The organism is Mesorhizobium sp. M0676, from assembly GCF_040320535.1.
Classification (GTDB): Bacteria; Pseudomonadota; Alphaproteobacteria; order Rhizobiales; family Rhizobiaceae; genus Mesorhizobium.
Genome location: NZ_JAMYPU010000006.1, coordinates 256,412 through 267,754, shown reverse-complemented (window position 1 = coordinate 267,754; position 11,343 = coordinate 256,412). Strand labels below are relative to the sequence as shown.

Below are 11,343 nucleotides of genomic sequence, written 5' to 3'. Positions count from 1 at the left end.
CCCTTTGAATACATCTGCAAAATCTGGACAAAAGAGCCCGAACGATTCAGGCTCGATCCAACCCATCAAACCTTGGGACTAAACACCTAGGACAGAACGTTGCCCGGCTGATGACGATCGACGATCCCTTCAAGCACTCAACCTTTGGCTCGGGTGTCTTCTACAAGGACCCGCGAGCCGCATTGAAATGGCTCGAAACGGCCTTCGGCTTCGAGCCGAGCATGGTGGTCAGCGACGCCGACGGACGGCTGGTCCATGCCGAAATGCGCTTTGGCGACGGCTACATCACCGTCGATTCCGAATGGGCCGATCATATTGCCAGTCCGGTAAGCGTCGGCGGCAAGAACACTCAGTCGGTCTGTGTGCGTCTGAAAGACGGCCTGGACGTGCATTGTGAGCGGGCAATGGCGGCTGGAGCCCAAATCGTCGAGGAGCCTGCCGACCATTTCTACGGCGAACGGCAGTATCGGGCGCGCGACCCCGAAGGCCATGTCTGGACCTTCACCCAGACCTTGCGCACGGTGCCGCGCGAGGAGGCCGAGCACCTGAGCGGGCTCACCATCGAGGGATGGCACCGATAGCGCAGCGATCGGCCGGTTCGCGTTTCAATAAATCTGATAAATCTTGGCTCCTGATTCGCGCGACCTGGGAAGTCTGTATGGAGCGCCTTGCCGGCCGGATAATTCTGCTTTGGGGCTGGCGGCGCGCGCTGGTGGCGTTTCTTGCCGGGGCGCTGGCGGTGCTCGCCCAGGCGCCTTACGATTTCTTCGCCGTCTGTTTCGTCTCGTTTCCACTGCTGGTCTGGCTGCTCGACGGCGCCACCGGCGAGGCTTCCGACGGCTGGCTCAGGCGCCTGCGGCCGGCTTTTGCCGTCGGCTGGTGGTTCGGCTTCGGCTATTTCCTCGCCGGCCTGTGGTGGATCGGTGAGGCGCTTCTGGTCGAGGCCGACAGTTTCGCCTGGGCCTTACCCTTCGCGGTCGTCGGCATTCCTTTGGCGCTGGCATCTTTCTACGGCTTCGCCACCGTCGTCGCGCGGCTGTTATGGACCAACGACATTGGCCGCATTGCCGCCCTTGCCTTTGCTTTTGGCCTGACGGAATGGCTGCGCGGCTTCCTGTTCACCGGCTTTCCCTGGAATGCCGTCGGTTATGCGGCGATGCCCGTGCCGCTGTTGATGCAAAGCGTGTCGGTGACCGGCATGGTCGGCATGAACGCGCTGGCGGTCTTTGTCTTCGCCATGCCGGCCTTGCTTGCAGCACGCCGGCATGTCCGTCTCGGTGTGGTCCTGCTTGCCATTCTCGTCGCCGCCCATGCCGGCTTCGGCTATGTCAGGCTCGCGACCCCCGACAAGCCGACAACCCGCACTCTCGATGTCCGTATCGTGCAACCGGATGTCGACCTCAGCGAAAAATGGGACGCCTCGGTGCGCGACCGCATCTTCGCCACGATGATGGGCCTGTCGGCCGCAGCGCCCGATCCCGGTCATGACAAACCGCAACTTATCCTGTGGCCGGAGACCTCGGTGCCGTTCCTATTCACCGAGCGTCCGGACGCGCTGACCGCGCTCGGCGACATGCTGCAGCCTGGTCAGATGCTGATTGCCGGCGTCGTGCGCGAGGAGCGCGGATCGGGGGCGGATGCCGACAGCCGCTACTACAATTCGGTGGTGGCGATCGATGACAAGGGCGAAATCGCTGATGCCGTCGACAAGGTCCATCTGGTGCCGTTCGGCGAGTATCTGCCGTTTTCCGGTCTGCTCAGCCGCTTCGGCATCGGACAGCTCGTCGCCGGGCCGATGAATTTCGCCGCCGGCAACGAGCGCCATCCGATCGCTTTGCCCGGCGGCATCAGCGCCTTGCCGTTTATTTGCTACGAGGTGATCTTTCCTGATCTTGTGGCTGTTGACGCAACGTCATCCCAGCTTATTGTGAACGTCACCAACGACGCATGGTTCGGCGACACGCCCGGGCCGTACCAGCATTTCAGGCAGGCTCAGATTCGCGCGGTGGAAAACGGATTGCCGCTGTTGCGCGCCGCCAACAACGGCATTTCCGCCGTTGTCGATACGCGGGGACGCATCGTCGACGCATTGGCGGTCGATGCACGTGGCGCCATCGACGTGCGGGTGCCGATCTCCGGCCAAGCCTTCATCTCCGCCGCGGGGCGGCGCATTAACGGAATGCTGATCATGTTGGTGTTTGCCGCAATCGCCCTCAGCTTGAACGTAAGGCAACGGCTACGGGTGAATTGACAGTCGACACATTAGAAACTCATACTGTTACCGCCTAATTTTCTCTAAGTCGGTTGGTGTTTCTGTTGGGGCAGTTGGCTCCGGCTTCGTTTGGGCGAGAAAAATAGAAAAGGCCGGAAAAATTCGGCGAGGAAAAAATGACAGAAGAAAACAAGAAGAAACCGAATCCGATCGACATCCATGTCGGAAGTCGCGTCCGCCTTCGGCGCAATATGCTTGGAATGAGCCAGGAAAAGCTTGGTGAAAATCTCGGTATTACGTTTCAGCAGATCCAAAAATATGAAAAAGGAACGAACCGCGTCGGCGCCAGCCGTCTGCAGGCAATAGCCTCGATACTCAGCGTGCCTGTCGCCTTCTTTTTCGAGGATGCGCCAGGGCAGGAGCCGGTGGGTAATAGAGGATTTGCCGAGGACACTTCGATGGCTTTCGCCGTCGAATTCTGCGGCAGTCCGGAAGGGCTTCAGCTCAACCGCGCGTTCGTCAAGATCGCGGATGTGAAGGTGCGCCGCCGGATAATCGACCTTGTGAAGTCCCTTTCTGCCGAAGATGCCGAGTGATTCGGTGGGTCGATTGACCCATTGGCCCCAGTAATCCCCTGGGCCCGAGTGGCCCAGAGGCTCGACTGCCGGCGGCGCCAAGCCGCCGGTGGTACAAGATATATTGCTGCGGCACTCATGCCATAACCGCGGCACCGCTTGACGAGCGGCGCCCGGCACCGTTAACACGTGGCGCGCCAAAATCGGCAGCCCTGCCGATCGTTTTTTCAAGAGGGGACACCCGTGACGCGGCAGAACTACTTCTTCACCTCGGAATCCGTGGCCGAGGGTCATCCCGATAAAGTCTGTGACCGCATCTCGGACGAGATCGTCGATCTGGTCTATCGCGAGGCCAAGAAGACCGGCATGGACCCATGGAAAGTTCGCGTCGCCTGCGAGACGCTCGCAACCACCAACCGCGTCGTCATCGCCGGCGAAGTAAGGGTTCCCGATACTCTGCTGAAGCGGGACAAAGCCGGCAACATCCTCAAGGACGCCGCCGGGCATTCGGTCGTCAACCCGGCCAAGTTCAAGTCGGTCGCCCGCAAGGCGATCCGCGAAATCGGCTACGAGCAGGCCGGCTTCCACTGGAAGACGGCAAAGATCGAGGTTCTGCTGCACGGCCAGTCGCCCGACATCGGCCAGGGAGTCGACAACGCCGCCGACCGCCAGGGCGAAGAGGGTGCCGGCGACCAGGGGATCATGTTCGGCTATGCCTGCCGCGAGACCCCGGACCTGATGCCGGCGCCGATCTATTACAGCCACAAGATTCTCGAACTGCTCGCCGCTGCCCGTCACGAAAACAACGGCGAAGCCGGCAAGCTCGGACCCGACGCCAAGAGCCAGGTCACCGTTCGCTATGTCGATGGCAAAGCCGCCGAAGCGACGCAGATCGTGCTGTCGACGCAGCATCTCGACGCGACCTGGGATTCCAAGAAGGTCCGCAAGGTCGTTGAGCCTTACATCCGTGAGGCGCTCGGCGACCTCAAGATCGCCGACGATTGCATGTGGTACATCAACCCGACGGGCAAGTTCGTCATCGGTGGACCGGACGGCGACGCCGGCCTGACCGGCCGCAAGATCATCGTCGACACCTACGGTGGTGCTGCCCCGCACGGCGGCGGCGCCTTCTCCGGCAAGGACACCACCAAGGTCGACCGCTCTGCCGCCTATGCGGCGCGCTATCTCGCCAAAAATGTAGTGGCGGCCAAGCTCGCCGACCGCTGCACCATCCAGCTGTCCTACGCCATCGGCGTTGCCCAGCCGCTGTCGGTCTATGTCGACCTGCACGGCACCGGCAAGGTCGACGAGGCCAAGCTCGAGGAAGCGCTGCGCACGGTGATGGATTTGTCGCCATCCGGCATCCGCAGGCATCTCGACCTCAACAAGCCGATCTACGCAAAGACCTCGTCCTACGGCCATTTCGGCCGCAAGGCCGGCCGAGACGGGTCCTTCTCCTGGGAAAAGACCGATCTGGCCAAGGCGCTCAAGGACGCGATCGCTGCTTAGGCATGATTCCAAAAAGTGGTACCGGTTTTTTGGAAAAGATCATGCTCCAACAAAGGATTAGATTGAGATGAGATTTCAGCCAAATCTCATCTCAATCCCAAATCTCATCTCAATCTAAGCGCGGCGCGCGACCAGGCCATGGATCCACAGGACAGGCGGAGCCGCGCGACCGAAGGGTTCTTCGGCCGCCGGCACGGCAAGACCATTCGCCCGCAGCAGGCCGCGGCGCTGGAAAGCGGTCTTGGAGCGTATGGCCTCGACCTCTCCGTCCAGGCACCGGCAGAATTGCGCGCGCTATTCTCAGCGGATGTTTCAACGGTTCGGCTGGAAATCGGCTTCGGCGGCGGTGAGCATCTGCTGCACCGTGCCACGGAGGCACCGGCGACCGGCTTCATCGGTGTCGAGCCGTTCGTCAACGGCATGGCCAAGTTGATGATGGCGGTGCGGGAAAAGCCGCTTGCCAATCTTCGCGTTTATGACGACGACGCCACGCGCCTGCTCGATTGGTTGCCGCAGGCGTCGCTCGACGGCATCGATCTGCTCTACCCCGATCCCTGGCCGAAGAAAAAGCATTGGAAGCGGCGCTTTGTCAGCCCGCTCAACCTCGATCGGTTCGCGCGCGTGCTGAAGCCGGGCGGAAAATTCCGCTTCGCATCCGACATCGACACCTATGTGAACTGGACCTTGTTGCACTGTCGGGCGCATGGCGCGCTCCTCTGGCAGGTGCAAGATGGGGCCGACTGGCATCGGCCCTATGAAGGCTGGCCGGGCACACGCTACGAGGCAAAAGCCATTCGCGAGGGCCGACGGCCGGCCTATCTCACCTTCATCAGAAAATAGTTCGATGCGGGAAAGTGTCCCGCATCGACAGCCGGTCTGGCTTCAGAAACGGCCGATCTTGCCGAAAGCGGTCGGGTCCATGCCGAGCCGGCGCAGATCGTTGGCGCGCGGCTTGCGGCCGGCTTCGACGGCCCGCGAGGCGGCAACGGCGCTGCCGAACAGGGCAAAGGCGTCGCCTATGGCGGAAAACACGGTACGGTTGCTCATTGTCTTGACCTTTCGCGCGCCACCGCGCGCTCATCTTTGATTTGTGCAGTGCAACATAGATAGGGATGTGAAATCCGGGATCACAGGGCCGTTACCGCATAGCCGGCATGCGCCGCGCGCAATCCTGCCAGCCGTCCCCGGCTGCACTCTGCCCGGCCCGTCAACAGACTTGAAACACCGGCCGGGATCGTCTATATCAACCTCAAATTCTTGGTCGGTATGACGAAGAGTGGGTCCACCCGGTCCCGCTCTTTTTTATTACCTGCCGGTCAGCCATCAGCAAAGAGATGGTTCGGGACGACGATCATCCTGATCCAGAGAACGACAGGAACCGCATGACTGCAACGGCAAGCGAAGCCGACGACCGCATCATCCGCGAAAGCGGTATCGATGCGCGCATCGCGCTGATCGTTCAGCCGGTGTTGCGAGGCATTGGCTTCCGCCTCGTGCGGGTGCATCTGTCGGGCCAGAACGGCCTGACGCTGCAGATCATGGCCGAACGCGAGGACGGCACCATGACCGTCGAGGATTGCGAAGAGGTCAGCCGCGCTGTGTCGCCGGCGCTCGACGTCGATGACCCGATCGAGAAGGCCTATCATCTCGAAGTGTCGTCGCCGGGCATCGACCGGCCGCTGGTACGCAAGTCGGATTTCGTCACCTGGACCGGCCATCTGGTGAAGATGGAAACCTCGGTGCCGGTCGCCGACCGCAAGCGCTTCAAGGGCAAGATCGCCGAAGCCGGCGAAGACGACATGCTGATCGAGCGCGACAAGGCCGCCTACGGCGAAGAGCCGACGGTTCGCATTCCTTATGACGCGATCGCCGATGTGCGGCTGATCCTCACCGAGGACCTTATTCGCGATGCCCTTTCGAAGGACAACCGGGAACGCAAGGAAGCCAAGAAACGCCGCGGCGAAGCTGATGATGTACCCGAAGGTGCTGAAGGCGGCGCGGAAGACGACATCGAACAGGAACTATGATGAGCGGCCGGGCCTAAAAGCTCGGCAACAAGCTCGGGAGAAATAAGATGGTTGTAAGCGCCAACAGACTTGAACTGCTGCAGATCGCCGACGCGGTGGCGCGTGAAAAGTCGATCGACAAGTCGATCGTCATTGCCGCCATGGCTGATGCGATCCAGAAGGCCGCGCGCTCGCGCTACGGCCAGGAAACCAACATCCGCGCCGACATCAACGCCAACACCGGCGAGATGAAGCTGCAGCGGCTGATGGAAGTGGTCGAGAAGGTCGACGACTACGCCACCCAGATCGCCATTTCCTCGGCCCGCGAGCGCAATCCGGACGCCCAGCTTGGCGACTTCATCGCCGAACAGCTGCCGCCAATGGATTTCGGCCGCATCGCCGCCCAGTCAGCCAAGCAGGTCATCGTGCAGAAAGTGCGTGAGGCCGAGCGCGACCGCCAGTATGACGAATACAAGGACCGCATCGGCGAGATCGTCAACGGCACCGTCAAGCGCGTCGAATATGGCAACGTCATCGTCGATCTCGGCCGTGGCGAGGCGATTATCCGCCGCGACGAGCTGATCCCGCGTGAAAACTACAAGTACGGCGACCGCGTCCGCGCCTATGTCTACGACGTGCGCCGCGAACAGCGCGGCCCGCAGATATTCCTGTCGCGCACCCATCCGCAGTTCATGGCCAAGCTCTTCACCATGGAAGTGCCGGAAATCTATGACGGCATCATCGAGATCAAGTCGGTCGCCCGCGACCCAGGCTCGCGCGCCAAGATCGCCGTCATTTCGCGTGACTCGTCGATCGATCCGGTCGGCGCCTGCGTCGGTATGCGCGGCAGCCGCGTCCAGGCCGTGGTCGGCGAATTGCAGGGCGAAAAGATCGACATCATTCCGTGGTCGCCTTCGGCCGCCTCCTTCATCGTCAACGCGCTGCAGCCGGCGGAAGTCGCCAAGGTGGTGCTCGACGAGGATGCCGAGCGCATCGAAGTGGTGGTTCCCGACGACCAGCTGTCGCTGGCCATCGGCCGTCGCGGCCAGAACGTGCGTCTTGCCTCGCAGCTCACCGGCTGGGACATCGACATCCTGACCGAGGCCGAGGAGTCCGAGCGCCGCCAGAAGGAATTCGTCGAACGCTCGTCGCTGTTCATGGAAGCCCTTGATGTCGACGAGATGGTCGGCCAGGTGTTGGCCTCCGAAGGCTTCACCAGCGTCGAGGAAGTTGCCTATGTCGATTCGGGCGAGATCGCCTCGATCGACGGTTTCGACGAAGACACCGCTTCGGAGATCCAGACCCGCGCCCGCGAATATCTGGAGAAGATCGAAGCCGAGCATGACGACAAGCGCAAGGCGCTGGGCGTCACCGACGAACTGCGCGAGATCCCTGGCGTCACCACCGCCATGATGGTGACGCTCGGCGAGGATGGCGTGAAGACGATCGAGGATTTCGCCGGCTATGCCGCCGACGACCTGACCGGCTGGAAGGAACGCAAGGACGGCGAGACCAAGGTATTCCCGGGTGTGCTCGCCAATCACGGCGTGTCGCGCGCCGACGCCGAGCAGATGGTTCTGGCAGCCCGCCTCAAGGCCGGCTGGATCACCGAAGACGAGCTTGCAGCCGAACAGGTCCCGGCTGACGAAGCCGTTGGTGCGTGAGGTGAAACCGCATCGCACACAACCCGCCCCAGGACGAGATGAACGATCGCACCTGCATCGTCACGCGCAAGCAAGCCGAGCCGGATGAGCTGATCCGTTTCGTCGTCGGCCCGGATTCGGCCGTCGTTCCTGACCTGAAGAGAAATCTGCCCGGCCGTGGTTGTTGGGTGAGCGCTGACCGCCTACATATCGACAAGGCGGCGGCGAAGAACCTGTTTGCCCGCGCCTTCAAGGCGCAGGTCGTCGTGCCGCCCGATCTCGGCGGCATGGTCGACGGACTGCTTGCACGATCCGCTTTGGGTATGCTTGGCCTTGCCCGCAAGGCTGGCTCGATCGCACTCGGCGCAACCAAGGTCGAGAGCGCGGTGCGCTCGGGGTTGGCGCTTTTCGTGCTCCACGCGACCGAGGCATCCGACGATGGCGTGCGCAAGATCAGTCAGGCGCGGCGGGCAACTGTCCACCTCGGCGGGCCGGCAGTCCTTGCCTACAAACTTTTCTCCGAGGCCGAGTTGAGCTTGGCATTGGGGGGTACAAATGTGATACATGCTGCCGTTCTCGCGGGAGACGCGGGCAAGGCGGTTGAGAGGCGCATGGTTGCGCTCGACCGATATCGGGGCGGAACCCCCGACGATCTGGCAATGCTTGCGGCCGTTGCTGACGAAGATGATGCTGCAGAGGATATGGAATGAGCGATACGAAATCGGGCGACGACAAGACGTTGAGTGTTACACCGAAGAAGACCTTGACGCTGAAGCGCCCCGGTACCGAGCAGAGCGTCGTGCGACAGAATTTCTCGCATGGCCGCACCAAGCAGGTCCAGGTCGAGATCAAGAAGCGCAAATTCTCCATGCCCGGCGACAAGCCGGAGCCGGTGGCTGCACCCGTATTTACGCCCAAGCCCGCGGTAGTGGCAGCCCCCGTCGTGCAGGAAGCGCCCAAGGCGCCGCCTCCGCCGCCGCCGGCCGAACGCGGCGGCATGGTGCTGAACGAACTGTCGCGCAATGAAATGGAAGCGCGCCGCAGGGCGCTCGAAGGCTCCAAGGTTCGCGACGTCGAGGACCGCCAACGCGCCATCGAAGAGGCCAAGCGCCGCAACGAGGATGAGGAACGCCGCAAGCGCGAGCGCGAGGAATCCGCGCGCCGTCAGGCCGAGGAAGAAGCCCGCCTGCAGACCGAGGCCGAGTCCCGCCGCCGCGCCGAGGAAGAAGCGCGCCGCCGCGCGCCGCAGGCTGCCGAGCTTGTGGCATCGGACGACGAGGAAGAGGTCAAGCCGAAGCGCACCGCCGCCGGCGCCCCGGTACGCCGTCCGGTTACGCCCGAAGTGGCGCGCCCGGCCAAGCCGACCAAGGCCGAGGAAGACCGTCGTCGCGGCAAGCTGACCCTCAACACGGCGCTTTCCGACGAGGACGCGCGCGCCCGCTCGCTGTCGTCGATGCGTCGCCGCCAGGAAAAATTCAAGCGCGCGATGCATAATGAGCCGCGCGAGAAGGTTATGCGCGAAGTGATCCTGCCTGAAACCATCACCATCCAGGAACTGGCGCAGCGCATGTCCGAGCGCGCTGTCGATGTGGTCAAGTACTTCATGAAGCAGGGCCAGATCCTGAAGCCGGGCGACATCATCGACGCCGACACGGCCGAGCTGGTCGCCACCGAATTCGGCCACACGGTCCGCCGCGTCGCCGAGTCCGACATCGAGGAAGGCCTGTTCAACATTGCCGACAATGCCGAGGACCTGGTGTCGCGGCCGCCTGTCGTGACCATCATGGGCCATGTCGACCACGGCAAGACCTCGCTGCTCGACGCCATCCGCAATGCCAATGTCGTCTCCGGCGAAGCCGGCGGCATCACCCAGCATATCGGCGCCTACCAGGTCGAGAAGAACGGTCAGAAGATCACCTTCATCGACACGCCCGGTCACGCCGCCTTCACGGCGATGCGCGCCCGCGGCGCTCAGGCGACCGACATCGCCATCCTGGTGGTGGCGGCCGACGACAGCGTCATGCCGCAGACCATCGAATCGATCAGCCATGCCAAGGCGGCCGGCGTTCCGATCATCGTGGCGATCAACAAGATCGACAAGCATGATGCCGATCCGCAGAAGGTGCGGTCGGAACTGCTGCGCCATGAGGTGTTCGTCGAATCGATGGGCGGTGAAGTGCTGGACGTCGAAGTGTCGGCGACCAAGGGCACCAACCTCGACAAGCTGCTCGAGGCGATCCTGCTGCAGGCCGAAATCCTCGACCTCAAGGCCAATCCGGACCGTACCGCCGAGGGCGTGGTCATCGAAGCCCAGCTCGACAAGGGCCGTGGCCCCGTCGCCACCGTACTGGTGCAGACCGGCACTTTGATGCCGGGCGACATCCTCGTCGCCGGCAACGAATGGGGCCGGGTGCGCGCGCTGGTCAACGACCGTGGCGAGCAGATCAAGGAGGCGCCGCCGGCAATGCCGGTCGAGGTGCTTGGCCTGCAGGGCACGCCGCAAGCCGGGGACCGCTTCGCTGTCGTCAACAACGAGGCCCGCGCCCGCGAGATCACCGAATATCGCCAGCGTCTGGCGCGCGAGAAGGCAGTGGCTCGCCATGCCGGCCAGCGCGGCTCGCTCGAACAGATGATGTCGCAGCTGCAGACAAGCGGGTTGAAGGAATTCCCGCTGGTCATCAAGGGCGACGTGCAGGGTTCGATCGAGGCGATCAACGCCGCTCTCGACAAGCTTGGCACCGACGAGGTGCGTGCGCGCATCGTTCATGCCGGCGCCGGCGCCATCACCGAAAGCGACGTGTCGCTGGCGGAGACCTCGGGGGCCGCGATCATCGGCTTCAACGTCCGTGCCAACGTGCAGGCACGTGCGGCCGCGGCGGCCGCGGGCATCGAAATCCGCTACTACTCGATCATCTACAACCTCGTCGATGATGTGAAGGCAGCACTTTCCGGCCTGCTGTCGCCGGAACGCCGAGAGACCTTCATTGGCAATGCCGAGATCCTCGAGATCTTCGACATCACCAAGGTCGGCAAGATCGCCGGCTGCCGTGTCACCGAAGGTAAGGTCGAGCGTGGAGCGGGCGTGCGCCTGATCCGCGACAACGTCGTCATCCATGAAGGTACGCTGAAGACCCTCAAGCGCTTCAAGGATGAAGTCGCGGAAGTTCCGGGCGGCCAGGAGTGCGGCATGGCCTTCCAGAACTACGAGGACATGCGCGTCGGCGACATCATCGAGTGCTTCCGCGTCGAGATGGTGACCCGGACGCTCTGAGTTCGTATACTGTCGATACGACCGGGCGGTGGTCGAAAGACCGCCGCCCTAACATTAATGCCTGTCGCCCAAAAGTGCGGGATAAACGACATGCATAGAACAAATATGAGACATGGCGGCACGGTCC

Annotated in this window: 10 protein-coding genes; 9 read left to right on the top strand and 1 reads right to left on the bottom strand. The window is 62.7% G+C overall.

Going from position 1 to position 11,343, the window contains the following annotated elements; translation table 11 throughout:
* Positions 1 to 110 precede the first annotated feature (110 nt).
* The 5 genes from NKI35_RS09305 (at position 111) to trmB (ending at position 5,136) form a co-directional block, all read left to right on the top strand.
* Positions 111 to 581, top strand: a complete 471-nt coding sequence (locus NKI35_RS09305) for a VOC family protein (protein WP_352739620.1) — start codon at positions 111 to 113, stop codon at positions 579 to 581.
* A gap of 77 nt (positions 582 to 658) precedes the next feature.
* Complete coding sequence (lnt, locus tag NKI35_RS09300; protein WP_352739618.1) at positions 659 to 2,251, top strand: apolipoprotein N-acyltransferase; 1,593 nt, start codon at positions 659 to 661, stop codon at positions 2,249 to 2,251.
* Positions 2,252 to 2,388: 137 nt separating this feature from the next.
* The gene (locus NKI35_RS09295; RefSeq protein ID WP_023669550.1) at positions 2,389 to 2,808 is read left to right on the top strand and encodes a helix-turn-helix domain-containing protein; all 420 of its coding nucleotides are present in this window, start codon (positions 2,389 to 2,391) and stop codon (positions 2,806 to 2,808) included.
* A 222-nt stretch (positions 2,809 to 3,030) separates the two neighbouring features.
* The gene (gene metK / locus NKI35_RS09290; RefSeq protein WP_023669551.1) at positions 3,031 to 4,296 is read left to right on the top strand and encodes a methionine adenosyltransferase; all 1,266 of its coding nucleotides are present in this window, start codon (positions 3,031 to 3,033) and stop codon (positions 4,294 to 4,296) included.
* A 138-nt stretch (positions 4,297 to 4,434) separates the two neighbouring features.
* Positions 4,435 to 5,136, top strand: coding sequence for a tRNA (guanine(46)-N(7))-methyltransferase TrmB (trmB, locus tag NKI35_RS09285; protein WP_023669552.1), 702 nt, complete (start codon positions 4,435 to 4,437; stop codon positions 5,134 to 5,136).
* A 42-nt stretch (positions 5,137 to 5,178) separates the two neighbouring features.
* Here the strand turns inward: trmB and NKI35_RS09280 are convergent, their stop codons facing one another.
* Complete coding sequence (locus tag NKI35_RS09280; protein ID WP_023669553.1) at positions 5,179 to 5,343, bottom strand: hypothetical protein; 165 nt, start codon at positions 5,341 to 5,343, stop codon at positions 5,179 to 5,181.
* Positions 5,344 to 5,678: 335 nt separating this feature from the next.
* Here NKI35_RS09280 and rimP point away from each other — a divergent pair, with 335 nt between their 5' ends.
* Genes rimP through infB form a run of 4 tightly spaced genes read left to right on the top strand, consistent with a single transcriptional unit; the run spans position 5,679 to position 11,216 of the window.
* The gene (gene rimP, locus NKI35_RS09275; RefSeq protein ID WP_352739616.1) at positions 5,679 to 6,323 is read left to right on the top strand and encodes a ribosome maturation factor RimP; all 645 of its coding nucleotides are present in this window, start codon (positions 5,679 to 5,681) and stop codon (positions 6,321 to 6,323) included.
* 47 nt (positions 6,324 to 6,370) lie between these two features.
* On the top strand, positions 6,371 to 7,966 hold the full coding sequence (nusA, locus tag NKI35_RS09270; RefSeq protein WP_023669555.1) for a transcription termination factor NusA: 1,596 nt from the start codon (positions 6,371 to 6,373) through the stop codon (positions 7,964 to 7,966).
* 38 nt (positions 7,967 to 8,004) lie between these two features.
* Complete coding sequence (locus tag NKI35_RS09265; RefSeq protein ID WP_023669556.1) at positions 8,005 to 8,655, top strand: RNA-binding protein; 651 nt, start codon at positions 8,005 to 8,007, stop codon at positions 8,653 to 8,655.
* The gene (gene infB, locus NKI35_RS09260; RefSeq protein WP_023669557.1) at positions 8,652 to 11,216 is read left to right on the top strand and encodes a translation initiation factor IF-2; all 2,565 of its coding nucleotides are present in this window, start codon (positions 8,652 to 8,654) and stop codon (positions 11,214 to 11,216) included. Before NKI35_RS09265 ends, infB begins: the two co-directional genes overlap by 4 nt.
* Positions 11,217 to 11,343: the final 127 nt, after the last annotated feature.

What these genes read in the sequence shown, in the direction of transcription:
- NKI35_RS09305 (WP_352739620.1), top strand. Translation starts at nt 111, where the DNA reads ATGACGATCGACGATCCCTTCAAGCACTCAACCTTTGGCTCGGGTGTC.
- lnt (WP_352739618.1), top strand. Translation starts at nt 659, where the DNA reads ATGGAGCGCCTTGCCGGCCGGATAATTCTGCTTTGGGGCTGGCGGCGC.
- NKI35_RS09295 (WP_023669550.1), top strand. Translation starts at nt 2,389, where the DNA reads ATGACAGAAGAAAACAAGAAGAAACCGAATCCGATCGACATCCATGTC.
- trmB (WP_023669552.1), top strand. Translation starts at nt 4,435, where the DNA reads ATGGATCCACAGGACAGGCGGAGCCGCGCGACCGAAGGGTTCTTCGGC.
- NKI35_RS09280 (WP_023669553.1), bottom strand. Translation starts at nt 5,343, where the DNA reads ATGAGCAACCGTACCGTGTTTTCCGCCATAGGCGACGCCTTTGCCCTG.
- rimP (WP_352739616.1), top strand. Translation starts at nt 5,679, where the DNA reads ATGACTGCAACGGCAAGCGAAGCCGACGACCGCATCATCCGCGAAAGC.
- nusA (WP_023669555.1), top strand. Translation starts at nt 6,371, where the DNA reads ATGGTTGTAAGCGCCAACAGACTTGAACTGCTGCAGATCGCCGACGCG.
- NKI35_RS09265 (WP_023669556.1), top strand. Translation starts at nt 8,005, where the DNA reads ATGAACGATCGCACCTGCATCGTCACGCGCAAGCAAGCCGAGCCGGAT.
- infB (WP_023669557.1), top strand. Translation starts at nt 8,652, where the DNA reads ATGAGCGATACGAAATCGGGCGACGACAAGACGTTGAGTGTTACACCG.